Below are 23,737 nucleotides of genomic sequence, written 5' to 3'. Positions count from 1 at the left end.
CTTCGCGAGATAGTCGTATCCCCGCGCAGGCGGGGATCCAAAGTAGCAAGCGCGACGATAGCGATCTTGGCCCCGGATCCCCGCCTGCGCGGGAATCCGGGGTGGAGTTGCGCCTTAGTCGCGCGCCGCCGCGTTGGCCGCGCTCAGCGCCGCCCGCACCGTCGCGGTCGCGACGTCGCCGTCGATGCCGACCCCGAACACGCGCCGGCCGTCGGGCAGGCTGCATTCCAGATAGGCGGCGGCCTGCGCATCGGCGCCATGGCCGATTGCATGCTCGCTGTAATCGACGACGTCCATGTCGATCCCGCCCTCCTCGCGCAGGGCCGCGAGCAGCCCGGAAAGCAGGCCATTGCCCTTGCCCGAGATCAAACGTTCCTCCCCGTCCAGCCGGACGCGGCCGACGAAGGTGCGCGGCGGGCCGCCGCCCGGCGCATGGGTCTCGGCATAGTCGATTAGCGCATAGCGATCCTTGCCCTGCGGCAGATAGGCGTCGTGGAATGCGGTCCAGATGTCGGCGGCGTTGAGTTCGCGACCGAGATGATCGGCCATCGCCTGCACATGACGGCTGAAATCGGCCTGCAACCGCTTGGGCAGTTTCAGGCCCTTGTCCTGTTCCAGCACCCACGCTACGCCGCCCTTGCCCGACTGCGAATTGACGCGGATCACCGCTTCGTAGCTGCGACCGAGATCGGCGGGGTCGATCGGCAGATAGGGGACTTCCCACAGCCCGTCGTTGCGCACCGCCTGTGCCGCCATGCCCTTCTTGATCGCGTCCTGATGGCTGCCCGAAAAGGCGGTGAACACCAGATCGCCGGCATAGGGCGTGCGCGGATGGACGGGCAGGGCGGTGCAGTAATTGACCGTGTTCACGACCTCGTCGATATCCGACAGGTCGAGCGCGGGGTCGACGCCCTGCGTGTAGAGGTTGAGCGCGACGGTCACGAGATCGCAATTGCCGGTCCGCTCGCCATTGCCGAGCAGGCAGCCCTCGACCCGGTCGGCGCCGGCCATCAGCCCCAGTTCGGCGGCGGCGACGCCGGTGCCGCGGTCGTTATGGGTGTGCAGCGAGATGACGACGCTGTCGCGGTTCGGCACGTTGCGGCAGAACCATTCGATCTGGTCGGCATAGACGTTGGGCGTCGCGGCCTCGACCGTCGCCGGCAGGTTCAGGATCAGCGGCTTGTCCGGCGTCGGTTGCAACACCTCCATCACCGCCGCGCATACCTCGACCGAGAAATCGAGCTCGGCGGTCGAAAAGGTTTCGGGGCTGTATTCGAACCGCCAGTCGGTGTTCGGGCGCTTGGCCGCTTCGTCGCGCAGCACCTTGGCGCCGGCTACCGCGATCGCCTTGACCTCGGGGCGCTCCATGCCGAACACGATCCGCCGCCATGCCGGGCTGACCGCGTTATAGAGGTGGACGATCGCCTGCTTCGCGCCGTCCAGACTTTCGAAGCTGCGCTCGATCAGGTCGCGGCGCGACTGGGTCAGCACCTGGACCCATACGTCGTCGGGGATGCGATCCTGTTGGACCAGCCCCGAGATGAAGTCGAATTCGGTCGCCCCGGCGGAGGGGAAACCGACCTCGATCTCCTTCAGCCCGACCTTGAGCAACAAGTCGAAGAAGCGGTTCTTCTTCTCCGCGCCCATCGGGTCGATCAACGCCTGATTGCCGTCGCGCAAATCGGTCGACAGCCAGCGTGGGGGCCGGGTGATGGTGCGCGACGGCCATTGCCGGTCGGGCAGGTCGACGGTCGGGAAGGGGCGGTATTTGGTCGAAGGATCGCGCAACATGTCGTCTACAGCCTGTCTGGGGCGTCGTCCGGACGCCGGTATCTGCCGAAAAGGTTCGATACTCCCTCAGGGAAGGCGCACGCGCGCGCGATCCTGCCCTAAGGGCGGCTAAGTCGTAGCAGGCTGGCGAACGCGCGGACCATAACGCGTCTGTGGGCAAAAGCCGCCCGAAAGTCCAGCGCCGATGACGGCGATACGAGTTGGTAAGATTTTCCGGTTCAAAGCCAATATCTTGGAATTGAACGCATCGGGATGTCATGCTGCAACTAATCTATGTGAGTACGGCGCGGAACGGCGACGCGATCGATCTCGACAACATCCTTGCCACGTCGCGGCGTAACAACCGGCGCGACGGGATCACCGGGCTGCTGCACGTGAAGGGACGGCGGTTTCTGCAGGCGCTGGAGGGCGACGCCGGAAAGGTCGAAGCGGCCTATGCCCGCATCGCCGGTGATCCGCGACATTTCGCGCTGGTCATCTTGTCGCGCCGTTCGGTCACCGCGCGCGAGTTCGGCGATTGGGCGATGGCCGCCGATGACGGCAGCGGCGACGTGGTCGCGCAGGTGGCGACCCTGGTCGAAGGTGCCGCACCCAGCGTGCGCGGCACCTTCGAGGGATTTGCCGGGCTGCGCGCGGCCTGAACCGCGCGCAGCGACCGGTCAGGCAGCGACGAAGGCGGCGTTGATCGTCAGGTCGACCTTGTCCGACACGACCGGCGCGGCCATGCCGAGACCGAAGTCGCTGCGCTTGATCGATCCGGTCGCGGTGAAGCCGATATTCTTCTTCTTATTCATCGGATTCTCGCCCGCGCCCATGAAGCGGACGGTCAGCTGCACCGGCTTCGTCTGATCCTTGATCGTCAGGTTGCCGGTCATCATCCAGTGGTCACCCATCGGCTGGATGCGGGTCGAGACGAACTTCGCGGTCGGATAGGTCGCGACGTCGAAAAAGTCTTTCGACTTGAGGTGGTTCGCAAATTGCGGGCTGGTGACGGTCAGCGAATCGGCGACGTTGAAGTCGATGCTGACCTTGCTGGCCGCCGGGTTCTTGGGATCGATCGTCGCCATGCCGCCGGTCGCGCCGAACAGGCCATCAAGCATGGTGAAGCCCATATGGTTCACCTGCCACGCAACCTGCGTGTGCGCGGTGTCGACGGTGTAGTTGCCGGCGGTGACGCGGGCCTTGTCGGGCGCGCCGGGCATCTGGGCGACGGTCGGTGCGGCGACCGCGAAGAGGGCGGCGGCGAGGATCAGGGGGGTGCGCATCGATTGGCTCTCCGGTTGAGGCGAAGTCGGGATGCCGCCCTTGTCGGCGGCACCGGGCTTCGGGTCAAATACCGGATGCGAAACGATCGGTTTCGGTTTGGGTGCCGTGGGTTGGGGGCTTAAGTGCGGAATGCGCTTTCCAGTCGCCGCCCGCCCGTCGGTCGCGGCAAAGCCGCGCCCCGAAGGGCGGGCTTTGTCGCGCCGGCCGGTCGAAGAATTTTCGAGTGCAGCGGCGTGGCCGCTGCGCTCCGTCAATTCTTCGACTGATCGACCAACTTATTCGCACCGATCCACGGCATCATCGCTCGCAATTCGGCACCGGTCTTTTCGATCGGATGCGCCGCCGCCTGCTTGCGCGCCGCCTTCAGCTCGGGCTGACCGGCGCGGTTGTCGAGGACGAAGTTCTTGACGAAGCGGCCCGACTGAATGTCGGCGAGCACGCGCTTCATTTCCTTCTTGGTCTCTTCGGTGATGATGCGCGGACCGGTGACGATATCGCCATATTCGGCGGTGTTCGAGATCGAATAGCGCATGTTGGCGATGCCGCCTTCATACAGCAGGTCGACGATCAGCTTGGTTTCGTGGAGGCATTCGAAATACGCCATTTCGGGGGCATAGCCCGCCTCGACCAGCGTTTCGAAGCCGGCCTGGATCAGGTGCGTGACGCCGCCGCACAGCACGGCCTGTTCACCGAACAGGTCGGTTTCGCATTCCTCGCGGAAATTGGTCTCGATGATGCCCGAACGACCGCCGCCCACGCCCGATGCATAGGCGAGCGCGATGTCGTGCGCGTTGCCCGACGCGTCCTGATGGATCGCGACGAGGCAGGGCACGCCGCCGCCCTTCACATATTCACTGCGCACGGTGTGGCCCGGACCCTTCGGCGCGATCATGATGACGTCGACATCGGCGCGCGGCTCGATCAGCCCGAAATGCACGTTCAGGCCGTGGGCGAAGGCGAGCGCTGCGCCGGGACGCAGGTTTTCGTGGATGTCGGCGGCATAGATCGCGGCCTGATGCTCGTCGGGGGCGAGGATCATGAGGATATCGGCCCATGCGGCGGCTTCGGCGTTCGGCATCACCTTGAAGCCCGCACCTTCGGCCTTGGCGGCACTGGCCGAACCGGGGCGGAGCGCGATGGCGACGTTCTTCACGCCCGAATCGCGCAGGTTCTGCGCATGGGCATGGCCCTGCGAACCATAGCCGAGGATCGCGATCTTCTTGTCGCTGATGAGGTTCAGATCGGCATCGCGATCGTAATAGACACGCATGTGGGTTCCCTTTCAGATCAGGTTCGTCACCCCGGCGAAGGCCGGGGTCTCCGTCCGCAAGTGCGGGGTTCGTGGAGAGAGACTCCAGCCTGCGCTGGAGTGACGGTTTACGGCGAATGTTTTCAGGCGGCCTCTCGTCCGCGGGCGATGGCGGCGATGCCGGTACGAGCGACCTCGACCAGACCGACTTCGGCCATCAATTCGGTGAACTTGTCGATCTTTTCGATCGATCCTGTGACCTCGAACACGAAACTCGACACGGTCGCATCGACCACGCGGGCGCGGTAGACTTCCGCCAGGCGCAGCGCCTCGATCCGGTGCTCGCCGGTCCCGACGACCTTGACCAGCGCCAGTTCGCGTTCGACATGCGCGCCCTGCACGGTCAGGTCGACGACCTTGTGCACCGGCACCAGCCGGTCGAGCTGGGCGATGATCTGTTCCATCACCGGCGGCGACGCGCTGGTGACGATGGTGATGCGGCTGACCGCCTTGTCGGCGGTGATTTCCGACACGGTCAGGCTTTCGATGTTGTAGCCCCGCCCCGAAAACAGCCCGGCGATACGCGCGAGGATGCCGGGTTCGTTGTCGACGAGCACGGCCAGCGTGTGCCGTTCGGTCTGTTCGGTCTTGATGTGCATTCTGAAAAATTCCTCCCCGGCACGGGGAGGGGGACCAGCCGCAGGCTGGTGGAGGGGGACCTCCACCGGCGATACGTATGAGGCGATCCCCCTCCACCGCTCTTCGAGCGGTCCCCCTCCCCGCGAGCGGGGAGGATCTAATCTGTCAAACCAGCGCCTTGGCCTCGTCGTCCATTTCGCCCGAGACTTCGTTGGCCTGCAGGATCATGTCGGTATGCGCCGCGCCGCTGGGGATCATCGGGAAGCAGTTGGCGAGCTTCGCGACCAGGCAGTCGACGATCACCGGGCCGTCATGGTCGAGCATCGCCTGAATGCCCGATTCCAGATCGGCCGGGTCCTCGATACGAATGCCTTTCCAGCCATAGGCCTCGCCCAGCTTCACGAAGTCGGGCAACGAGTCCGAATAGCTGTTCGAATAGCGCGAGCTATAGGTCAGTTCCTGCCACTGGCGGACCATCCCCATATATTCGTTGTTGAGTATGAACACCTTCACCGGCAGGCGATACTGCGTCGCCGTCGCCAGTTCCTGGATATTCATCTGGATTGACGCTTCGCCGGCAATGTCGATGCAGAGCGCCCCCGGATTGCCGAGCTGCGCGCCGATCGCGGCGGGCAGGCCATAGCCCATCGTGCCGAGACCGCCGCTCGTCAGCCACTTGTTGGGTGCTTCGAAGCCGAAATGCTGCGCAGCCCACATCTGATGCTGGCCGACCTCGGTCGACACGATCGGCGCACGATGCTTGGTCGCCTCGTACAGCGCACGGATCGCCCGCTGCGGCATGATCTCCTTGCCGCCTTCGGGGAAGTCGAGGCAGCGCTTCGCCCGCCAGCCCTCGATCTTCGACCACCAGGCCGACAGGTCGGGTTTGGGATGCTGCCGTGCCTTCCACACGCGGACCATGTCCTCCATCGCGTGCCCCGCATCGGCGATGATGCCGAGATCGGCGCGAACGATCTTGTTCACGCTCGATCGGTCGATATCGATATGGACCTTGCGGCTGCGCGGGGAAAACGCGTCGAGCCGACCGGTGACACGGTCGTCGAAGCGCGCACCGATGGCGACGACCAGATCGGCCTCGTTCATCACCATATTGGCTTCATAGGTGCCGTGCATGCCGAGCATCCCCAGCCATTGCGGCGAGGAAGCGGGCAGGGCGCCCAGACCCATCAGCGTCGAGGTGACCGGCGCACCCGAAATCCGCGCCAGTTCGCGCAGCAATTGCGACGCGCCCGGACCCGAATTGATGATGCCGCCACCGGTGTAGAGCACCGGACGCTCGGCCGCGGCCAGCATGTCGACGACCTGTTCGATTGCCGCGCGGTCAGCCTTCACCTTCGGGCGATAGGTCTTGTGCTGGATCGGGCCGGGCTTGGTATAGCGCGCGGTCGCGACCTGCACGTCCTTCGGGATATCGATCACGACCGGGCCGGGGCGGCCGGCGGTGGCGATATGGAACGCCTCGTGAATGACATGACCGAGCTTGGCCGGGTCCTTCACCAGATAGTTGTGCTTGCAGCAATGACGCGTGATGCCGACGGTATCAGCCTCCTGAAACGCATCGGTGCCGATCAGGCCGGTCGGAACTTGGCCGGTGATGACGACCATCGGGATCGAATCGAGCAGCGCATCGGTGATGCCGGTGACGGCATTGGTCGCGCCCGGGCCCGAGGTGACCAGCACGACGCCGGGCTTGCCGGTCGAGCGCGCATAGCCCTCCGCCGCATGGGTCGCCGCCTGTTCGTGGCGGACGAGGATGTGCTTGATCCGGCTATGTTCGAACAGCGCGTCATAGATCGGCAGGACCGCGCCGCCCGGATAGCCGAATACGACTTCCACGCCGAGGTCGACGAGGGCCTCGACCAAAATGGCGGCTCCACTCTTCTCGGTCATGGGTCTTCAACTCCTCAAGCAATTTCGCAGGCGCGAATAGCACCGCTGGAGCGGTGTCGCTAGTCGTCACAAATGTACGTGTCAACCATCATTTGCGTAATAAAGTGTCGAATTGGCAAGAAAGCGCGCATGTTTCGGTTTCGCTGCTGCGAAGCCAGTCGGCGGGCGGCTGATTGCGGAACCAGGTATATTGCCGTTTGGCATATTGCCGCGTTGCGAAACGGGCTTCGCGCAATGCATCGTCGCGGGTCCATTCGCCCTGTTGCCAGCGTTCGATCTCGATGACGCCGATCGCGCGGCGGACCGACGCTTGGGGAGCGATGTCGTCACGGGCGAGCAATGCCGCGACCTCCTCGACTGCGCCGCCATCGAACATCGCAGACAAGCGGCGGTCGCAGCGCTCGGTCAGCCAGTCGCGCTGGGGCAGGAGGATCATCGCCGAAATGGCGATGCGATCGCCGATGCCGCCGGTCCGGTCGCGCTGCCAGTCCGCGAGGGTTCGGCCGGTCGATCGCACCACTTCCAGCGCGCGGGCGATGCGGGTCGTGTCGGCAGGGTTCAGTCGGGCGGCGGCCTGCGGGTCGGCGGAGCGCAATGCTGCGGCGGCGTCGGCCACGGGCATTGCGCGGACCACGTCGCGGATGGCGGGATCGATTTCGGGCACTGGCGCGATCCCGTCGATCAATGTGCGCAGATACAGGCCGGTGCCCCCGACCAGTATCGGCAGCTTGCCCGCGGCGTGGGCTGCGTCGATCTCGCGTGTCGCGTCCTTCGACCATGCCGGCGCGGAATAGCTGTCCGCGCCGTCGACATGCCCGAACAGCCGGTGCGGCGCCTGCGCCTCCTCTTCCTCCGACGGGCGGGCGGACAGGATGCGCAGGTCGCGATAGACCTGTGCGCTGTCGGCATTGATCACGACGCCGTCATGGGCGCGGGCGATGGCTATCGCCAGCGCGGACTTGCCGCTGGCGGTCGGGCCTGCGATGAGCGCCACCCTCGGACGGTCAGGAGAATTCGCCATGTTCATCGCCACGCTGATAGCAGCCGAATCGATCGCCGCGGGCGATATTTCCGCCGCCGCCGACCGCCTGGACGCGGCGGGCTGTCTGGTCGAGGGCTGGACGTGGATCGATGAAGGGCGCGCGGCCGATATCCGCTTCGCCAGCGATCCGGTTGCCGCGCGTACCGCGATCGAAGGCGTCTTCGCCGGGACGGATGTCGCGGTCCAACTCGTCGCTAACCGTGAGAAGAAGCTGCTGGTCGCCGATATGGATTCGACGATGATTACCGTCGAATGCATCGACGAACTCGCCGACTATGCCGGGATCAAGGCGCAGATCGCCGACGTGACCGAACGCGCGATGCGCGGCGAACTCGACTTCGCCTCGGCACTCGATGCGCGGGTGGCGTTGCTGGAAGGATTGGAGGAAAGCGCGATCCAGCGTTGCCTCGACGAACGGGTGAAACTTATGCCCGGCGCCAGGACGCTGATCCGCACGATGCGCGCACGTGGCGCCACGACGATTCTCGTGTCGGGCGGCTTCACCCGCTTCGCCGAGCCGGTCGGGACCGAACTGGGCTTCCACCGCATGATCGCCAACCGCCTGCTGATCGAGGACGGGCGGCTGACCGGCAAGGTGCGCAAGCCGATCGTCGATGCGACGACCAAGGAAGTGACACTGCTCGAAGCGATCGACGAACTAGGGATCGATCCGGCGGCGACGCTGGCGGTGGGCGACGGGGCCAACGACCTGCCGATGATCCGCCGCGCCGGCTTGGGCGTCGCCTACCACGCCAAGCCGATCGTCGCCGCCGAAGCCGGCGTGCGGATCGATCACAACGACCTGACCGCGCTGCTCTATATGCAGGGGATCGCGTCCGCCGATTGGGTGGCGGAGTAATCGATCACCGCTTGACCGGCACGCAGGTCGTCGGTCGGATCGCGGCGCAGGCGCGGCTCGCCTCGGCGCTACTGGCGAACGGGCCGATCTGCAACCGGGTGACGCCGCCCGCATCGTCGTAAAAGGGCTGGCGACCGGCGAACTTGCCCGAGACTTCGCCCCACAGCCGCCGGGCATTGCCGGCATCGCGGAACGCACCGAGCTGGACCCGCCAATTGCCGCCGGCGACCGGAGCCGGCGATGCGGCGACGGGTTTGGGGGCGGGGGGTGCCTTGGCGACAGGCGTTGGCCTCACCGTGACCGGTCGTGCCTGCTGGATCGGCGTGGTCGGCAAGGCGGGACGTCCGGCGCTGCGTTCCAGATCGCGGGCCATGGCCAACGCCGCCTGCCGATCGGGCAGCGGGACGTAGCGATCCATCTGCGCCAGCGTCGCCGACGCCTGCGGCAATCCGGCCGACGACGCGCGCGTCATCAGCGCATAGGCACGTCGCCAATCCTTGGTCACCGCATCGCCGTTGAAGAGCATGGTGCCGAGGACGAACTGACTTCTGACTTCGCCACGATCCGCCGATTTCTCGAGCCACTGGACGGCGTCGGCGCGCTTGCCGTTCTGGAACAGGATCAGGCCGTAATTGTCCTCGGCCTGCCGATGGCCCTGCTGCGCGGCGCGGGCATACCATTGCTCGGCCTCGGTCAGGTTCATCGGCACGCCGCGGCCGAGCTTGTACGCCTGCCCCAGATTGAACTGCGCATCGGCGTCGCCCGCGACCGCCGGCTCGCGCCATTCGCGCACCGCCGTCGCCCAGTCGCCGCGCGACCACGCCTCGACCCCGGCCTTCACATCGGCCAGCACCGGTGCCGCCAGCATCGCCACCGCGAGCCCCGTCGCAGCGCGCATCCACATTCCCCTTGCGATCATGCCGCTTCACTATCAGCGCTTGTTCGTCGGCGGAACGGCTTTCGCGTTTCGTCGTCCCCGTACCGGACGTTAACCGCATTTTAGCGACGACCATGCGATTCCCGATGCCAAGAGAAGGGAGACGTTGGCGGCATGCGCGTTCTGGCGGTGGCATCGCAAAAGGGCGGATCGGGCAAGACGACCTTGTCCGGGCACCTCGCCGTGCAGGCCGAACGGGCGGGCGCCGGGCCGGTCGTTATGGTCGATATCGATCCGCAAGGGTCGCTGGCCGACTGGTGGAATGCGCGCGTCTCCGACGAACCGGCCTTCGCACACACGCTGGTCGCACGGCTGGCCGCCGATCTGGAGACGCTGCGCGGGCACGGCTTCAAGCTGGCGGTGATCGACACGCCGCCGGCGATCACCATGGCGATCCAGAGCGTGATCGCCGTCGCCGAACTGATCGTCGTGCCGACCCGGCCCAGCCCGCACGACCTGCGCGCGGTGGGAGCGACGGTCGACCTGTGCGACCGTGCCGGCAAGCCGCTGGTGTTCGTCGTCAATGCCGCGACGCCGGGGGCGAAGATCACGGGTGAGACAACCATGGCGCTGTCGCAGCATGGCACCGTCGCGCCGGTGACGATCCATCACCGCGTCGATTTCGCATCGTCGATGGTCGACGGGCGCACGGTCATGGAGATCGATCCGACGTCGAAGTCGAGCGCCGAGATCGAGGCGCTGTGGAGCTATATCCACGACCGGCTGGAAAAGAATTTCCGTCGCACCGTGTTCGCGGTGCCGACGCTGCCGGGCGGTCCGCGCGCGGCGGGCGGCTTCGGCCGCCGGGTGCGGGGCTAGTCATGACGACCCCGCGCCACCCGTCGCAGATCAATCCCGGCCTGCTGGCGCGCAAGGGCGAGGCACGCCCGGCAATGCGGCCGCATGGGACGGGGGCGGCCGACGACCTCGGCTGGAACGACCTGGGCGAGACGGTGGCGGTGCCGGCGGTGTTGCAGGAGCGCGCGAAACTGCAGGCGGCAAGCGGCGAAACCGTCACCCTGTCGCTCGACGCCGACCGACTGCTGCGGTTGCGGCTGGCGGCGACGGTCTGCAACCTTTCCCCGGAAGCCTTCGTTCGCGAAGCGCTCGATCGGTCCCTCCCGTCGACTTCCGACATCGCGGCGCTCGTTCAGCGCCTAGCCCCCGATGGGGCCGCAAAGGGCACGCAATGAAGACCCATTTGTTCGTATCGATCGGCCTTGCGGCAACCATGCTTGGCGGTTCGCTGGCGCTCGTTGCCAGCGGCACCATGGCGGTGGCGTCGTCCGAGCAGGGCATGGCGCAGAAGCTGGCCGGCAAGGCGGCGAAGGCGCTGGCCAAGCGCCGCGGCGACGAAGCGGTGACGTTAGCCGAGCAGGCGGTGGCGCTGCTGCCGCGCGATGCCGGGTATCGCACGCTGCTCGGCAAGGCCTATCTGCAGGCGGGTCGCTTCGCCTCGGCGGCGCAGGCGTTCAGCGACGTGCTGGCGCTGAACCCCGCCGATGGTCGGGCCGCGCTGAACCTTGCGCTGGCGCAGACGGCGACCGGCGAATGGGTCGCGGCGCGAGAGACGCTGACCGCCCATGCCGCGCGCATGACTGACGGGGATCGCGGGCTCGCCCTGGCGCTGGCGGGCGATCCGGCGGGCGGCATCGCGCTGCTCAGTCAAGCGGCGCGCGACCCGGCGGCGACCGCGACGATGCGGCAGAATCTGGCGCTCGCTCTCGCGCTCGACGGGCGCTGGGTCGAGGCGCGGACGGTCGCATCGGTCGATATGTCGCCCGAACAGGTCGATGCGCGGCTGGTCGAATGGGCCGGCTTCGCGCGTCCGCAATCGGCGGCGCAGCAGGTCGCGGCGCTACTTGGTGTCACCCCGGCCGTCGATCGCGGACAGCCGGTGCAGCTGGCGCTGGCGGCTCCGGGCGATGCGGCGCCGGCCGCGCAAGTGGCGGTTGAGGCAGTTGATGTGCCGTCGGCGCCCGAACCGGTCCCGACGCAGCTGGCGGCGATCGTGCGGCCGGCCATCACCTTCGCCCCGCGGCAGGAGATCGTGCAGGCGTTGCCGCGCGACTATCGCGGGCGTGCCGTAGCGCCGGTCCGCATGGCGGCGGCCCCTCGCAGCGCCGGCGGCTATTACGTGCAGCTTGGCGCGTTCGATACCCAGGCGGTTGCCCGTACGGCATGGCGGCGTTTGACCCGCACCGTACCCCGCCTTGCCGAACTGTCGCCACAGGGTATGCAGGCAAGCGTGCGCGGAACCAGCTTTTATCGGCTGTCGGTCGGCGGCCTTGCCCGGGGCGACGCCGCATCGCTGTGCAGTCGCGTCCGGGCGAAGGGCGACCGTTGCTTCGTCCGCACCCATGCCGGCGAGCAGCTGGCGAGCTGGGCCGGTCCCCAACGGCTCGCTTCGCGCTAAACCAGTTTCCCGAGCCTCTCCCAGGAGGAGGCGGCGCGTTCCCTCAAAGGAACGCGCCGCCCTTTATCACCCGCACCGCGCGGCCCTGGACCGGCAGGCCGTCGAACGGCGTGTTCGCCGCCTTGCCCGCCAGTGCGTCGGCGCGCACCTGCCACGGCAGGTCCTGATCGACGACGATCAGATCGGCCGGTGCGCCGGTGGCGAGCGTACCCGAATCCAGCCCGAGCAGCTTTGCCGGATTACGCGCCAACAGCGCGAACAGCCGGTCGAGCCTGATCAGCCCATCGCGCACCAACCCGAGTCCCAGCGCCAGCAGTGTTTCCGCCCCCGCCATGCCGGGTTCGGAATCGGCAAAGGGCAGGCGCTTCGCTTCCGGCCCGCGCGGATCGTGACCCGAACACAGCACGTCGATCGTCCCGTCCGCCAGCGCCGCGCGCGCCGCCCGGCGATCGCTTTCGTCGCGCAGCGGCGGCGAGAGATGCGCGAAAGTGCGGAAATCGCTCATCGCGATATCCGAGAAATAGAGATGCGCCGGCGTGATGCCGCAGGTGACGCGGACCCCGCGGCGCTTGGCCGCACGGATCAGATCGAAACCGGCGGCGGTCGTCACTTGGCGGAAATGGAGGCGAGCGCCGGTATCCTCCGCCAGCATCAGGTCGCGCGCGATCGCCAACGCCTCTGCCATGGCAGGGGCTGCGGGCAGGCCGAGCCGGGTCGCGGTTTCGCCCGATGTCGCAACCGCATCCCCGGCAAGGCCACCATCCTCGGCATGGGCAACAACGACGAGGTCGCAGTCCCGCGCATAGGCCAGTACCTTGCGCATCACCCCGCTGTCGGCGATCCAGCGCCGCCCGGTCGCGACCGCCACCGCGCCTGCTTCGGCATTGATCGCCATTTCGGCGAGGTCGGTGCCGCGCAGACCCTGCGTCGCGGCCGACAGCGGATGGATCCAGATGTCGGGCTTGCCCATATGTGCCGCCCGCGCGACGATGCCGGGATCGTCGAGCACCGGCGCCTGATCCGGCATCAGTCCGACGCGGACGATCCCGCCCGCCCGGCACGCGGTGGCATCGATGCCGAAGACGCCGAGATCGACGATCGCGGGCGCCAGCAGCTTGCCCGAAATGTCGATGCGTTCAGCATCTGCGCCGGCCTGCCCGATCGTGTCGCCGCTGACGCCCAGATCGCCGCTGCGTACCCCGCCATCAGGGCAGACCAGCGTGCCGCCGGTAAAGATCATGGTCATGCCCAGCCCTCCACGCCGCGACTGCGCCGGGTCAGCACGTCGAGGCACGCCATGCGCACCGCGACCCCCATTTCGACCTGTTCGGTGATGGTCGATCGTTCGGGATCGTCGGCGACGTCGCTGGTAATCTCGATTCCGCGGTTCATCGGGCCGGGGTGCATGACGATCACATGTGGCTCGGCGCGTTTCAGCCGTTCGCGGGTCAGGCCGTAGCGGAGGTGATATTCGCGGGTCGACGGGATGAAGCCGCCATTCATCCGCTCGTTCTGCAGTCGCAGCATCATCACGACATCGGCCCCCTCCAGCGCGGCATCGAAATCGGTGAACGGGGTAACGCCCATCGATTCGATCGCCTGCGGCATCAGGGTCGTCGGCGCGACGACACGGACTTCGGCGGCAAGGGTGGTGAGCGCGAGGATGTTCGACCGCGCGACGCGGCTGTGGAGGATATCGCCGCAGATCACGACCCGCTTGTGGGCGATCTCGCCCAGCCGGCGACGGATGGTCAGCGCGTCGAGCAGCGCCTGTGTCGGATGTTCGTGCCAGCCGTCGCCCGCGTTCAGCACCGGGCAGTCGACCTTGTCGGCGATCAGCTGCACCGCGCCCGACGAACTGTGGCGGATGACGATCACGTCGGCGCGCATTGCGTTGAGCGTAACGGCGGTGTCGATCAGCGTCTCGCCCTTCTTCACGCTCGACTGGCCGGCATGCATGTTGACGACGTCGGCGCCCAGCCGCTTGCCGGCGATCTCGAACGACAGCAGCGTGCGCGTGCTGTTCTCGAAAAAGGCGTTGATCTGGGTCACGCCGTCCAGCCGGTGGTCGCCCGGCGCACGGTTGCGGTTGGCGTCGATCCATTGTTCCGCCTCGTCGAGCAGGAACAGGATCTCATGGGGCTGCAACCCCTCTATCCCGGTCAGGTGACGATGCGGGAAAACGGCGCCACCATCGATCATGGCGGCGGGGCGGTGGTCGGAGATAGGCATCGAGGCGACCGGTTAGGGCGCGCCGCGTGCCGACGCAAGGTCAGCCGAGCGGAACGTTGACCAGCGCATCGATCGCGCCCTGCAGGATATAGGCGGCGGCCAGCTTGTCGACGCGTTCGGCCCGTTTGGCGCGGCTCAAATCTTCGGCGATCATCTGCCGCTCGACCGCGACCGTCGACCAGCGTTCGTCCCACAGGAAGATCGGCAGGCCGGTATCGTCGAGATTGCGGGCGAAGGCACGGACCGACTGGGTACGCGGCGAATCGCTGCCGTCCATGTTGAGCGGCAGGCCGATGACGATGCCGCGAACCGATTGCTGCCGGATCAGCGTCGCCAGTTGCGCCTTGTCGGCGGTGAATTTGGTGCGGTTCACCAGCACCGCCGGACTGGCGAAGCTCCAGCCGGCATCGCACAGCGCGGTGCCGATCGTCTTGGTACCGACGTCCAGCCCGATCAGCCGACCGCCCTCGGGCAGCGCGTCGCGAAAGACAGCGCGGTCTTCGGTAATCATCGTCTCTCCCACGCCGCCAACCGGCGCAGCGCGTCGGCGCGGACATTCGCCCAGAACAGGCTGTAGTCGTACACATGCCAGTTATTGCCCGGCAGCACATAGGGGCTGAGATCGGGCGGATTGTCACCGATCAGCAGGAAGCCGCGTTCGTCGCACCGTGCGGGGACGAGGCCGGGCGCCATGGTCGCATCCTCCAGCGCCTTGTCGGGGATCAGCGTACCCCGATTGGCGCCGGCCGGTGCGGCGGCGTTGGCTGTGCCGGTCAGGGGATTGGTGCAGACCATCGGCGTACCCTGGCGCGGGCGGCCGTCGAAGCCGGTCGAGGCGTCATATTGCTCGACGATCAGCGTCGGGTCGGCGGGTTCGGCAAAGCTCTGCCACGACAACAGGCACCCCGCCTGATCGGCGGCGGTGCATTCGGGTAGGCCGAGCGCGGTCAGGTCGGTCGCCTTCGACACCGGCCAGCCGACGATATAGGCAGCAACAATGCGGCGAGCGAGCGGGGTGCCGGTTACCTTCTCGCGCAGCAGGCGCGTCAGATGCAGCGACCCCTGGCTATGCCCGGCGAGGATGATCGGACGGTTCGGATCGGCTTCGGCGACGAAGGTATCGAATGCGGCGGCCACGTCGCGATAGGCGAGGTCGAGCGCCTGCGTCGCGGCGGCGTCGCTGGTCAGGAATGCGCCGAACGTCGCCTGCCGATAGCGCGGCGCCCAGACGCGGCCGGCGGCGCTGAACGCGCTGGCCTGTCCGCGCAGGAACACTTGGGCGCGGCCGTTGGTCTCGCTGTCGCTCAGCGCTGCGTTCCACCGATCGGTGCCGACGAACGAGGTCGGATGGAGGAAGAAGATCTCGGCATTGCCCGGCGCGGTTCGCGCCACGCCCTGCGGCAGCCAGTCGACCGGCGTGTTGGTCAGTCCAGGCCGCGCGAACCACATCGCGCGGTCGGCATAGGCGTTGGCGGGCATCGCCGGTTCGGCGCGGAACGCGACGCTCGGCACCATCGCGCGGCGCAACAGGTCGTTGCCGAACAGGCGAAACGCGAACAGCGCCGCGATCGCGAGGACGATCAGCGCCGCCACGACATACAGGAACTTGCGCGCCAAACCGATCTCCGCTGGTGATTGCGCCTTAGGTGCGGGAAGCGGCGTTCCCGTGCAACCGCTTTGCAGTGCTTGTGGGGGGCGCGGCGGGATGCTAGCCGCCGTGCCATGTCCGTCGAACCTGCAACCGTCAAACGCGTGGCCGGCCTAGCCCGTATCGCGATCACCGATGCCGAAGCCGAGAAGCTCGCACCCGAACTCGGCAACATCCTCGGCTTCATCGAGCAACTAGGCGAGGTCGATACCAGCGGCGTCGAGCCGATGACCGCCGTCATCCCCAACCATCTGCGCCTGCGCGACGATGTCGTCACCGATGGCGATGTGCGCGATAAGGTGCTCGCCAACGCGCCGCAGGGTGAGCATGGCTTTTTCACCGTTCCGAAAGTGATCGAATAGTGTCGAACCTGACCGACCTTGGCGTCGCCGCGATCCGCGACGGCGTGCGCGGCGGCGAATTCTCCGCCCGCGACGTCGCCGATGCGTTCATCGACGCGGTCGCCGCTGCGAAGCCGCTCAACGCGTTCCTCGTCGAAACCCCCGACCATGCGCTGGCCGCCGCGAAGGTGGCCGACGATGCGCGCGCGGCGGGTGAAACGCTCAAGCCGCTGGCCGGCGTGCCGATCGGCATGAAGGACCTGTTCTGCACGCAGGGCGTCGAGACGACGGCGGCGAGCGGCATCCTGAAAGGGTTCGTGCCGCAATATGAATCGACCGTCTCCGGCAATCTGTGGAATGCCGGTGCGGGGATGCTTGGCAAGCTGAACCTCGACCAGTTCGCCATGGGATCGTCGAACGAAACCAGCGCGTTCGGCAACGTCATCTCGCCTTGGCGGCGTCCCGGCGATACCGCGCCGCTGGCGCCCGGTGGATCGTCGGGCGGTTCGTCGGCGGCGATTGCCGCGCGGTTGTGCCCAGCCGCGACCGGCACCGACACGGGCGGTTCGATCCGCCAGCCCGCCGCGTTCGTCGGCATCACCGGCATCAAGCCGACCTATGGCCGCTGTTCGCGCTACGGCGTCGTCGCCTTCGCATCCTCGCTCGATCAGGCGGGGCCGATGGCGCATGACGTACGCGACTGTGCGATCATGCTGGAGGCGATGGCGGGCTTCGATCCGAAGGATGCGACCTCGCTCGATCTGCCGGTCCCGGCATGGGAAGCGGGGCTGAACGCCGACCTGCGCGGCAAGCGTGTCGGTATCCCCAAGGAATATCGCGTTGACGGCATGCCGGCGGCGATCGAGGCGCTGTGGCAGCACGGCATCGACTGGCTGAAGGATGCAGGGGCGGAGATCGTCGAGGTTTCGCTGCCGCACACGAAGTACGCGCTGCCCGCCTATTACATCATTGCCCCGGCCGAAGCGTCGTCGAACCTTGCCCGCTATGACGGCGTGCGTTACGGCCAGCGAGTGCTGCCCGACGGAGCGGCGCTGCAGGACATGTACGCCGCGACCCGCGCCGCCGGCTTCGGTGATGAGGTTAAGCGCCGGATCATGATCGGCACCTATGTGCTTTCTGCCGGCTTCTATGACGCCTATTATACGCAAGCGCAGAAGGTGCGGACGCTGATCGCGCGCGATTTCGAACAGGCATTCGAGCAGTGCGACGTGCTGCTGACCCCGACCGCGCCGTCGGCGGCGTTCGCGCTGGGGGAGAAGAGCGCCGATCCGATCGCGATGTATCTGAACGACGTCTTCACCGTGCCGTCGTCATTGGCCGGCCTGCCTGCGATGAGCGTCCCGGGCGGCGTCGACAAGGACGGGCTGCCGCTGGGCTTGCAGATCATCGGGAAGCCACTTGACGAGCAGGGCGTGCTGAATGCGGGCCTCGCGATCGAGCAGCGGGCCGGGTTCGTCGCGCGCGCGGACAAATGGTGGTGATGGTGTTCGACTGGTTCGAGGCGCTGGGCGATCTTCCCGGCACCCTCGACTGGTCAGGCAAGCGCAACGATGATCGTCCTGCCCGTCGCAGAATGATCGAACGGCAGGAAAAAACGGAACGGCGCGAACGGCATCGACTGTTCCGGCGCCCAGAACGTGGATTGAACGAGAATGACTGAGTCCACCTACCGCATCCGTGGCGCGACCGGCGACTGGGAGGTCGTGATCGGCCTTGAAGTCCATGCGCAGGTCACGTCGAACGCCAAGCTGTTTTCCGGCGCGGCGACCGCGTTCGGGGCCGAGCCGAATACGCAGGTGTCGCTGGTCGACGCGGCGATGCCGGGCATGTTGCCGACCCCGAACCGCGAATGCATCCGGCAGGCGGTGCGGACCGGCATGGCGATCGATGCGGTCATCAACAAATGGTCGCGCTTCGACCGCAAGAATTATTTCTACGCCGATCTGCCGCAGGGTTATCAGATCAGCCAGCTCTACCACCCGCTGGTCGGCGAGGGCGTGGTCGAGATCGTGCTGGACGAGAAGGACCCGAACAGCGTGCCCAAGGCGATCGGGGTCGAGCGCATCCATGTCGAGCAGGATGCCGGCAAGCTGATGCACGACCAGCATCCGACGCGTTCCTATGTCGATCTCAACCGTTCGGGCGTCGCGCTGATGGAGATCGTCAGCCGTCCCGACATGCGTTCTCCCGCCGAAGCAGGGGCTTATCTGTCGAAGCTGCGAACGATTCTCCGCTATGTCGGGTCGTGCGACGGCAATATGGACCAGGGGTCGATGCGCGCCGACGTCAACGTATCGGTGCGCCGTCCGGGCGAGGAATTCGGTACCCGGACCGAGACGAAGAACGTCAATTCGGTGCGCTTCGTCATGGCGGCGATCGAATATGAGGCGAACCGGCAGGTCGCGGTGATCGAGGATGGCGGTCGCATCGTGCAGGAAACCCGTTTGTTCGATCCGGACAAGGGCGTGACGCGGTCGATGCGGTCGAAGGAAGATGCGCACGATTACCGCTACTTTCCCGATCCCGACCTGTTGCCGCTCGAACTGGACGATGCGTTCCTCGAGGAATGCCGCGCGTCGCTGCCTGAGCTGCCCGACGCCAAGCGCAAGCGCTATGAAGGCGAACTCGGCCTGTCGGCATATAATGCGGCGGTGCTGACCGCCGAGGTCGAAACGGCGCGCTGGTTCGAGGCGTTGCTGGCGGAATGCGGTTCGGACGTGCCGGCAAAGTCGGCCGCCAACTGGTTGATTTCGGACCTGTATGGCGCACTGAATCGTCTGGGCAAGACGATCGGTGACAGCCCGGTGTCGCCGGCACAGGGCGCGGAACTGCTGAAGCTGGTCGCCGATGGCACGCTGTCGGGCACGCTTTCGAAGCAGGTGTTCGAGATCATGCTCGAAACTGGGCAGGGCGCGAATGCCATTGTCGAGGAGCGTGGGCTCAAGCAGACCAGCGACACCGGCGCGATCGAGGCGGTGATCGCCGAGGTCATGGAAAAGAACGCCGACAAGGTGGCCGACTATCGCGGTGGCAAGGACAAGCTGTTCGGCTTCTTCGTCGGTCAGACGATGAAGGCGATGGGCGGCAAGGCCAATCCCGGCGTGGTCAACGACCTGCTGAAGAAGGCGCTGGGATGATGAAGACGACGCGACGCGCGCTGCTGGTGGCATTGGCCTGTGTCGGGCCGGCATGGGCGCAGGCGCCGTTGCCGCAACCGGCCGCCGAACCGCCGCTGCCGCGTGTCGCGATCGTCACCACCGCCGGCACGCTGACCGTCGAGGTCGAGGTGAAGCGTGCGCCGATCACCGCCGCCAATTTCCTGCGCTATGTCGACCAGAAGCGGCTCGACGGCGTCAGCTTCTACCGCATCGTGAAGGTCGGGCCGGAATTCGGCTTCGTCCAGTTCGGCCCGCATACCGATGTCAAGAAGATGCTGCCCCCGATCAAGCACGAACCGACGACGCAGACGGGGCTGTCGCATACCGACGGCACGCTGTCGGTCGCGCGACTGGGCGTCGGCACCGCGCGCGGCGAGTTCACGATCTCGGTCGGCGATCAGCGACGTGCGCTGGATGCGGCGCCGGGCGTGCCGGCGGACGGGCAGGGCTATGCCGCCTTCGCCCGCATCGTCGACGGTCGCGATGTACTGCTGAAAATCCTCGACACGCCGGTCGATCCGGCCAAGGCGAGTAACGGCGCATTCAAGGGCGAGATGCCCGCCGCGCCGGTGCGGATCCTCACTGCGCGGCGGGTAACCGGGTAAAGGGGGGTATCGTCGGTCGCGACGTCACCCCAGCGAAGGCTGGGGTCTCGCGCGGCTCCTACGCAGCCAGCCGACCGGGAGATTCCAGCCTGCGCTGGAATGACCTAGCTGGAAAGGTTTCGGTAGCGATCCTACTGCCCGTCCCCCTCCTGATTGCGGACGACGCCGCCGGAACCACCTGCCGTATCCGACGAGACGGTCGGTTCGGTCGGCGAGGTCGCGCCAACATCGGTCCCGCTACGCTCGATGTCGCCGTTAACGGAGTCGACTGCCTTCTCGATATCGCTGCGGCGATCGGTCTCGCCTTCCGGCGGGCTGTCGGGGTGGCTGCTGCGATCGCGATCGCCCATGTCAGTTTCCTTCCATCACGGGTTGGCCGGGTACCGGGGTTACCCCCGGATCACCGCCGGGCATCGGGCTGGGCACGTCGATATCGGGGCCCGGCACGTCGATTTCGGGCGGCGGCGCAGTCGGTTGGCCCGGTTCAATTTGCGGAACGGGCTGTTCGGGCGGCGGCGCGGTCGGCGCAACGCCGGGATCGGGGGCGGGGGTCTCGGCGGGGATCGGTGGTTCGACGGGCATGAAAATGCTCTCCTTCGCTCTATCCAACGCGTCCGATGGATGCGGGTTGCGGTCGCCATGCAACTCTGCGAAGCGTGGCGACTTGCCCCGGCGTGCATGGCTGCTATAGACGCGCCCGTGCCGGCGGCGTCCGCTCGGCGGGCGTGGCGGAACTGGTAGACGCGCTGGATTTAGGTTCCAGTATCGAAAGATGTGGGGGTTCGACTCCCTTCGCCCGCACCAGTGACGCCGCCGCCCGGTCGAGGCTGGAGCCGCCCCGAATCGATTCCTTTGACGAAAGCTTCGAGAATGCAGACTGTCGAGACGTTGAACGAGGGCCTGAAGCGCGCCTACACGCTGACCATCACCGCGGCCGAGGTGGACGCGAAGGTCGATGCCGAAGTGAAGCGCGTCGCGCCGACCGTGAAGATGCCCGGCTTCCGCCCCGGCAAGGTGCCCGCGAACCTGATCCGCAAGATGCACGGCGAAGCGCTGTCGCAGGACGCGCTCAACAGCTCGATCCAGGACGGCATCCAGACGCTGATCGCCGAACAGAAGCTGCGTCCGGCCACCGCACCGCAGGTGTCGCTGGACGGCACCTATGCCCCCGGTCAGGACGCCGCGGTCACCGTGTCGCTGGAAGTGCTGCCCGACGTGCCGGCCCCGGCGATCGACGGGCTGAAGCTGGAGCGCCTGACCGTTCCGGCCGACGAATCGGTCGTCGATCAGCAGCTCGAGCAGCTCGCCAGCAACAACAAGCGGCATGACGACGCCGAGGATGGCCATGAAGCCGCCACCGGCGATCTGGTCGTGATGGATTTCGTCGGCAAGGTCGATGGCGTTGCCTTTGACGGCGGCACGGGCGAAGGCATGTCGATCGAGATCGGCTCGGGCCGTCTGATCCCCGGCTTCGAAGACCAGCTGGTCGGCGTCAAGAAGGGCGACGAAAAGACGATCGAAGTCACCTTCCCCGAGGATTATCAGGCCGAGAATCTGAAGGGCAAGCCTGCGACCTTCGACCTGAAGATCACCGACGTGAAGGTTCCGGCCGAGGGCGGACCGGACGACGAGTTCGCCAAGTCGCTGGGTCTCGAAAGCCTCGAGCAGCTGCGCGGCCTCATCAAGGGGCAGATCGAGCAGGAACTGAACGGCCTGACCCGCACCCACATGAAGCGCAAGCTGCTCGACCAGCTTGCCGCCGGCCATGATTTCGAAGTGCCGCCGTCGATGGTCGAGGCCGAGTTCGACCAGATCTGGGCGCAGCTTCAGCACGAAGCCGGCCATGAAGCCGACCCGGAAGCGGCGCGCGCCGAACTGGAAGCGGAGCGTGAGGATTACCGTCAGATCGCCGTTCGTCGCGTCCGCCTCGGCCTGTTGCTGTCGGAAATCGGCCAGGCCAACGGCATCGAGGTCAGCCAGCAGGAAATGCAGCGCCTGATCATGCAGGCCGCGCAGCAGTACGGCCCGCAGGATCGCCAGCGCTTCATGCAGTATGTCCAGCAGGAGCCGATGGCGGCCGCTCAGCTGCGCGCCCCGCTCTATGAGGACAAGGTCGTCGACTTCCTGTTCGGCAAGGCGGAAATCACCGACCGCGAAGTGACGCGCGAGGAACTGGAAGCCGAGATCGAGAGCGAGGAAGGCGCGGTGCCGCATGTGCATGGCCCGGGCTGCGGTCACGATCATGGCCATGACCACGATCATGACCATGCCGAAGCCCAGCCGGTGACGGCGAAGGACGTCGAGCCGGCTTCGCCGGATGCCCCGGCGGAAGCCGAGGCGCCGAAGAAGAAGGCCGCGACCCGCAAGGCTCCGGCAAAGAAGGCCGAAGCGGCTCCGGCCGAAGAGGCTGCCGACGTTGCCGAGGGCGACGCCGCGCCGGCGCCGGCGAAGAAGCCGCGCGCCAAGAAGAAGGTTGAGACCGAAGCCAGCGAAGGCTGATCCTTCCCGACCGAACGGCTTGAAGGCCGTCCGCTTCCTGAACGGGAGCGGGCGGCCTTTTGCTGTCGGGATGCTTGCTTTCGATGGCGGGGGATGTTGTACGGCCCGCCATGTCCATGACCGTCGCCGTCCTGCTGCCCTGCTACAACGAAGAAGCCGCGATCGCCGCGACCGTGGCCGGTTTCCGCGCCGCGCTGCCGCAGGCGACCGTCTATGTCTATGACAACAACTCCACCGACCGGACGGTCGACGTCGCGCGCGCCGCGGGCGCCGTGGTGCGGACCGAGCGGTTGCAGGGCAAGGGGGCGGTCGTGCGCCGCATGTTCGCCGATGTCGATGCCGACATCTATGTCATGGCCGATGGCGACGCGACCTATGATGCGGAGGCCGCGCCGCAACTGGTCGCGCGGCTGATCGACGAACAACTCGACATGGTCGTGGGGCAGCGGGTCAGTGAGGCGGTGCTGGCCTATCGCCGCGGGCATCGGTTGGGCAATGCGATGCTGACCGGCATGCTCGCGCGGCTGTTCGGGCGGAGTTTCACCGATATCCTGTCGGGCTACCGGGTTTTTTCGCGGCGGTTCGTCAAGAGCTTCCCGTCGCTGTCGGCCGGGTTCGAGATCGAGACCGAGATCAGCGTCCATGCGCTGGAACTGCGCATGCCGGTAGCCGAGGTCGCAACGCGCTATTTCGCGCGGCCGGAGGGGTCGGCATCAAAGCTGTCGACCTATGGCGACGGGTTCCGCATCGCCCGCACCATTGCCACGCTGTACCGGATCGAGCGGCCCCTGTGGTTCTTCGGCGCGATCGGGCTGGCGCTCGCCGTGCTGGCCGTGATCCTGGCCGTGCCGCTCGTCTTCACATACGCCCAGACCGGGCTGGTGCCGCGTTTCCCGACCGCCATCCTCGCCACCGGTCTCGTCATTCTCGCGTCGCTATGCCTGTTTTCAGGGTTGATCCTCGACACGGTGGTGCGCGGGCGGCGCGAAGTTCGGCGGCTCGCCTATCTCGCGCACCGGGCGCCCGGCACGCACTAACCATCTTTCCGGGTGCACTGCGGTAGGGTCGCCTCTTGCGTCGCCTCTCGCGAGCGCCGATGTAGGGGTCGAAATCTACTCAGCGG

25 protein-coding genes and 1 tRNA gene are annotated in these 23,737 nt (G+C 66.8%); 13 read left to right on the top strand and 13 right to left on the bottom strand.

Translation table 11 applies throughout. The features are described 5' to 3' along the window. Positions 1 to 114 precede the first annotated feature (114 nt). On the bottom strand, positions 115 to 1,791 hold the full coding sequence (gene leuA / locus ACTHQV_RS10360) for a 2-isopropylmalate synthase (protein WP_440490110.1): 1,677 nt from the start codon (positions 1,789 to 1,791) through the stop codon (positions 115 to 117). A 257-nt stretch (positions 1,792 to 2,048) separates the two neighbouring features. On the opposite strand from leuA, the gene ACTHQV_RS10355 reads away from it, so the two are divergent. Continuing rightward, positions 2,049 to 2,432 carry a BLUF domain-containing protein gene (locus tag ACTHQV_RS10355; protein WP_440490109.1) on the top strand — a complete coding sequence of 128 codons (384 nt, stop codon included), beginning with the start codon at positions 2,049 to 2,051 and terminating at the stop codon, positions 2,430 to 2,432. Between the two features lie 18 nt (positions 2,433 to 2,450). On the opposite strand, the gene ACTHQV_RS10350 is transcribed toward ACTHQV_RS10355, so the two are convergent. The 5 genes from ACTHQV_RS10350 to miaA all read right to left on the bottom strand — a co-directional run bounded on the left by ACTHQV_RS10350 (position 2,451) and on the right by miaA (position 7,877). Next, entirely contained in the window at positions 2,451 to 3,056 is a 606-nt protein-coding gene (locus ACTHQV_RS10350) for a YceI family protein (RefSeq protein WP_440490107.1), read from the bottom strand. 251 nt (positions 3,057 to 3,307) lie between these two features. Then, positions 3,308 to 4,327 carry a ketol-acid reductoisomerase gene (ilvC, locus tag ACTHQV_RS10345; RefSeq protein WP_440490105.1) on the bottom strand — a complete coding sequence of 340 codons (1,020 nt, stop codon included), beginning with the start codon at positions 4,325 to 4,327 and terminating at the stop codon, positions 3,308 to 3,310. 122 nt (positions 4,328 to 4,449) lie between these two features. Continuing rightward, a complete protein-coding gene (gene ilvN / locus ACTHQV_RS10340; protein WP_056505494.1) occupies positions 4,450 to 4,965 on the bottom strand; it encodes an acetolactate synthase small subunit in 516 nt (171 codons plus the stop codon). 145 nt (positions 4,966 to 5,110) lie between these two features. Further along, positions 5,111 to 6,856 (bottom strand): acetolactate synthase 3 large subunit, encoded by a 1,746-nt coding sequence (locus ACTHQV_RS10335; RefSeq protein WP_440490104.1) that lies wholly within the window; start codon positions 6,854 to 6,856, stop codon positions 5,111 to 5,113. Positions 6,857 to 6,944: 88 nt separating this feature from the next. Beyond that, positions 6,945 to 7,877: a tRNA (adenosine(37)-N6)-dimethylallyltransferase MiaA gene (gene miaA, locus ACTHQV_RS10330; RefSeq protein WP_440490103.1), complete on the bottom strand. Its 933-nt coding sequence runs from the start codon at positions 7,875 to 7,877 to the stop codon at positions 6,945 to 6,947. Here miaA and serB point away from each other — a divergent pair. Then, positions 7,876 to 8,757: a phosphoserine phosphatase SerB gene (gene serB, locus ACTHQV_RS10325; protein ID WP_440490101.1), complete on the top strand. Its 882-nt coding sequence runs from the start codon at positions 7,876 to 7,878 to the stop codon at positions 8,755 to 8,757. The two genes, miaA and serB, sit on opposite strands and share 2 nt — an antisense overlap. Positions 8,758 to 8,761: 4 nt before the next feature. On the opposite strand, the gene ACTHQV_RS10320 is transcribed toward serB, so the two are convergent. Beyond that, on the bottom strand, positions 8,762 to 9,655 hold the full coding sequence (locus tag ACTHQV_RS10320; protein WP_440490100.1) for an SPOR domain-containing protein: 894 nt from the start codon (positions 9,653 to 9,655) through the stop codon (positions 8,762 to 8,764). Positions 9,656 to 9,808: 153 nt separating this feature from the next. Here ACTHQV_RS10320 and ACTHQV_RS10315 point away from each other — a divergent pair, with 153 nt between their 5' ends. From ACTHQV_RS10315 to ACTHQV_RS10305, 3 genes are read left to right on the top strand one after another with little or no spacing between them, the layout of a single operon-like run. Beyond that, positions 9,809 to 10,513 carry an AAA family ATPase gene (locus ACTHQV_RS10315; protein WP_440490098.1) on the top strand — a complete coding sequence of 235 codons (705 nt, stop codon included), beginning with the start codon at positions 9,809 to 9,811 and terminating at the stop codon, positions 10,511 to 10,513. Positions 10,514 to 10,515: 2 nt separating this feature from the next. Then, entirely contained in the window at positions 10,516 to 10,887 is a 372-nt protein-coding gene (locus ACTHQV_RS10310) for a hypothetical protein (protein ID WP_440490097.1), read from the top strand. Continuing rightward, positions 10,884 to 12,110, top strand: a complete 1,227-nt coding sequence (locus ACTHQV_RS10305) for a tetratricopeptide repeat protein (protein WP_440490095.1) — start codon at positions 10,884 to 10,886, stop codon at positions 12,108 to 12,110. The genes ACTHQV_RS10310 and ACTHQV_RS10305 overlap by 4 nt, the downstream gene beginning before the upstream one ends. Before the next feature lie 43 nt (positions 12,111 to 12,153). On the opposite strand, the gene ACTHQV_RS10300 is transcribed toward ACTHQV_RS10305, so the two are convergent. From ACTHQV_RS10300 to ACTHQV_RS10285, 4 genes are read right to left on the bottom strand one after another with little or no spacing between them, the layout of a single operon-like run. Next, a complete protein-coding gene (locus ACTHQV_RS10300) occupies positions 12,154 to 13,356 on the bottom strand; it encodes a dihydroorotase (protein ID WP_440490094.1) in 1,203 nt (400 codons plus the stop codon). Next, entirely contained in the window at positions 13,353 to 14,342 is a 990-nt protein-coding gene (locus ACTHQV_RS10295; RefSeq protein ID WP_440490092.1) for an aspartate carbamoyltransferase catalytic subunit, read from the bottom strand. Before ACTHQV_RS10295 ends, ACTHQV_RS10300 begins: the two co-directional genes overlap by 4 nt. Positions 14,343 to 14,382: 40 nt before the next feature. After that, the gene (ruvX, locus tag ACTHQV_RS10290) at positions 14,383 to 14,853 is read right to left on the bottom strand and encodes a Holliday junction resolvase RuvX (RefSeq protein ID WP_440490090.1); all 471 of its coding nucleotides are present in this window, start codon (positions 14,851 to 14,853) and stop codon (positions 14,383 to 14,385) included. Beyond that, positions 14,850 to 15,959: a DUF3089 domain-containing protein gene (locus ACTHQV_RS10285; protein WP_440490089.1), complete on the bottom strand. Its 1,110-nt coding sequence runs from the start codon at positions 15,957 to 15,959 to the stop codon at positions 14,850 to 14,852. The genes ruvX and ACTHQV_RS10285 overlap by 4 nt, the downstream gene beginning before the upstream one ends. 105 nt (positions 15,960 to 16,064) lie before the next feature. Between ACTHQV_RS10285 and gatC the strand changes: the two genes are divergently transcribed. Genes gatC through ACTHQV_RS10260 form a run of 5 tightly spaced genes read left to right on the top strand, consistent with a single transcriptional unit; the run spans position 16,065 to position 20,115 of the window. Then, positions 16,065 to 16,352 (top strand): Asp-tRNA(Asn)/Glu-tRNA(Gln) amidotransferase subunit GatC, encoded by a 288-nt coding sequence (gene gatC / locus ACTHQV_RS10280; protein ID WP_242117685.1) that lies wholly within the window; start codon positions 16,065 to 16,067, stop codon positions 16,350 to 16,352. Further along, the gene (gatA, locus tag ACTHQV_RS10275) at positions 16,352 to 17,833 is read left to right on the top strand and encodes an Asp-tRNA(Asn)/Glu-tRNA(Gln) amidotransferase subunit GatA (RefSeq protein WP_440490087.1); all 1,482 of its coding nucleotides are present in this window, start codon (positions 16,352 to 16,354) and stop codon (positions 17,831 to 17,833) included. Before gatC ends, gatA begins: the two co-directional genes overlap by 1 nt. Further along, positions 17,830 to 18,012: a hypothetical protein gene (locus ACTHQV_RS10270; RefSeq protein WP_440490085.1), complete on the top strand. Its 183-nt coding sequence runs from the start codon at positions 17,830 to 17,832 to the stop codon at positions 18,010 to 18,012. Before gatA ends, ACTHQV_RS10270 begins: the two co-directional genes overlap by 4 nt. After that, a complete protein-coding gene (gene gatB / locus ACTHQV_RS10265; protein WP_242117691.1) occupies positions 18,005 to 19,489 on the top strand; it encodes an Asp-tRNA(Asn)/Glu-tRNA(Gln) amidotransferase subunit GatB in 1,485 nt (494 codons plus the stop codon). The genes ACTHQV_RS10270 and gatB overlap by 8 nt, the downstream gene beginning before the upstream one ends. Next, positions 19,486 to 20,115, top strand: coding sequence for a peptidylprolyl isomerase (locus ACTHQV_RS10260; protein WP_440490083.1), 630 nt, complete (start codon positions 19,486 to 19,488; stop codon positions 20,113 to 20,115). The genes gatB and ACTHQV_RS10260 overlap by 4 nt, the downstream gene beginning before the upstream one ends. 131 nt (positions 20,116 to 20,246) lie before the next feature. On the opposite strand, the gene ACTHQV_RS10255 is transcribed toward ACTHQV_RS10260, so the two are convergent. Both ACTHQV_RS10255 and ACTHQV_RS10250 read right to left on the bottom strand, forming a co-directional pair. Continuing rightward, positions 20,247 to 20,465 carry a hypothetical protein gene (locus ACTHQV_RS10255; RefSeq protein WP_440490081.1) on the bottom strand — a complete coding sequence of 73 codons (219 nt, stop codon included), beginning with the start codon at positions 20,463 to 20,465 and terminating at the stop codon, positions 20,247 to 20,249. 1 nt (position 20,466) lies between these two features. Then, on the bottom strand, positions 20,467 to 20,697 hold the full coding sequence (locus tag ACTHQV_RS10250) for a hypothetical protein (RefSeq protein ID WP_440490080.1): 231 nt from the start codon (positions 20,695 to 20,697) through the stop codon (positions 20,467 to 20,469). A gap of 137 nt (positions 20,698 to 20,834) precedes the next feature. Here ACTHQV_RS10250 and ACTHQV_RS10245 point away from each other — a divergent pair. The 3 genes from ACTHQV_RS10245 to ACTHQV_RS10235 all read left to right on the top strand — a co-directional run bounded on the left by ACTHQV_RS10245 (position 20,835) and on the right by ACTHQV_RS10235 (position 23,651). Further along, positions 20,835 to 20,919, top strand: a tRNA-Leu gene (locus ACTHQV_RS10245). Between the two features lie 66 nt (positions 20,920 to 20,985). Next, positions 20,986 to 22,614 (top strand): trigger factor, encoded by a 1,629-nt coding sequence (gene tig / locus ACTHQV_RS10240; protein ID WP_440490079.1) that lies wholly within the window; start codon positions 20,986 to 20,988, stop codon positions 22,612 to 22,614. A gap of 110 nt (positions 22,615 to 22,724) precedes the next feature. Beyond that, positions 22,725 to 23,651 (top strand): glycosyltransferase family 2 protein, encoded by a 927-nt coding sequence (locus ACTHQV_RS10235; RefSeq protein ID WP_440490077.1) that lies wholly within the window; start codon positions 22,725 to 22,727, stop codon positions 23,649 to 23,651. The last annotated feature ends 86 nt before the right edge of the window (positions 23,652 to 23,737 follow it).

The organism is Sphingomonas sp. SAFR-052, assembly GCF_051965015.1.
Classification (GTDB): Bacteria; Pseudomonadota; Alphaproteobacteria; order Sphingomonadales; family Sphingomonadaceae; genus Sphingomonas.
The sequence above is the reverse complement of the archived record's forward strand: the minus strand, read 5'-3'. Positions and strand labels throughout refer to the sequence as shown.

Bases quoted from the DNA above. Each gene is read 5' to 3' on its own strand.
- ACTHQV_RS10255 (WP_440490081.1), bottom strand. From the start codon at position 20,465: ATGGGCGATCGCGATCGCAGCAGCCACCCCGACAGCCCGCCGGAAGGC.
- ACTHQV_RS10300 (WP_440490094.1), bottom strand. From the start codon at position 13,356: ATGACCATGATCTTTACCGGCGGCACGCTGGTCTGCCCTGATGGCGGG.
- ilvN (WP_056505494.1), bottom strand. From the start codon at position 4,965: ATGCACATCAAGACCGAACAGACCGAACGGCACACGCTGGCCGTGCTC.
- ruvX (WP_440490090.1), bottom strand. From the start codon at position 14,853: ATGATTACCGAAGACCGCGCTGTCTTTCGCGACGCGCTGCCCGAGGGC.
- tig (WP_440490079.1), top strand. From the start codon at position 20,986: ATGCAGACTGTCGAGACGTTGAACGAGGGCCTGAAGCGCGCCTACACG.
- ilvC (WP_440490105.1), bottom strand. From the start codon at position 4,327: ATGCGTGTCTATTACGATCGCGATGCCGATCTGAACCTCATCAGCGAC.
- leuA (WP_440490110.1), bottom strand. From the start codon at position 1,791: ATGTTGCGCGATCCTTCGACCAAATACCGCCCCTTCCCGACCGTCGAC.
- ACTHQV_RS10335 (WP_440490104.1), bottom strand. From the start codon at position 6,856: ATGACCGAGAAGAGTGGAGCCGCCATTTTGGTCGAGGCCCTCGTCGAC.
- gatB (WP_242117691.1), top strand. From the start codon at position 18,005: ATGACTGAGTCCACCTACCGCATCCGTGGCGCGACCGGCGACTGGGAG.
- ACTHQV_RS10250 (WP_440490080.1), bottom strand. From the start codon at position 20,697: ATGCCCGTCGAACCACCGATCCCCGCCGAGACCCCCGCCCCCGATCCC.
- gatC (WP_242117685.1), top strand. From the start codon at position 16,065: ATGTCCGTCGAACCTGCAACCGTCAAACGCGTGGCCGGCCTAGCCCGT.
- miaA (WP_440490103.1), bottom strand. From the start codon at position 7,877: ATGGCGAATTCTCCTGACCGTCCGAGGGTGGCGCTCATCGCAGGCCCG.
- ACTHQV_RS10235 (WP_440490077.1), top strand. From the start codon at position 22,725: ATGTCCATGACCGTCGCCGTCCTGCTGCCCTGCTACAACGAAGAAGCC.
- ACTHQV_RS10320 (WP_440490100.1), bottom strand. From the start codon at position 9,655: ATGCGCGCTGCGACGGGGCTCGCGGTGGCGATGCTGGCGGCACCGGTG.
- ACTHQV_RS10305 (WP_440490095.1), top strand. From the start codon at position 10,884: ATGAAGACCCATTTGTTCGTATCGATCGGCCTTGCGGCAACCATGCTT.
- ACTHQV_RS10310 (WP_440490097.1), top strand. From the start codon at position 10,516: ATGACGACCCCGCGCCACCCGTCGCAGATCAATCCCGGCCTGCTGGCG.
- ACTHQV_RS10315 (WP_440490098.1), top strand. From the start codon at position 9,809: ATGCGCGTTCTGGCGGTGGCATCGCAAAAGGGCGGATCGGGCAAGACG.
- ACTHQV_RS10295 (WP_440490092.1), bottom strand. From the start codon at position 14,342: ATGCCTATCTCCGACCACCGCCCCGCCGCCATGATCGATGGTGGCGCC.
- ACTHQV_RS10260 (WP_440490083.1), top strand. From the start codon at position 19,486: ATGATGAAGACGACGCGACGCGCGCTGCTGGTGGCATTGGCCTGTGTC.
- ACTHQV_RS10355 (WP_440490109.1), top strand. From the start codon at position 2,049: ATGCTGCAACTAATCTATGTGAGTACGGCGCGGAACGGCGACGCGATC.
- serB (WP_440490101.1), top strand. From the start codon at position 7,876: ATGTTCATCGCCACGCTGATAGCAGCCGAATCGATCGCCGCGGGCGAT.
- ACTHQV_RS10350 (WP_440490107.1), bottom strand. From the start codon at position 3,056: ATGCGCACCCCCCTGATCCTCGCCGCCGCCCTCTTCGCGGTCGCCGCA.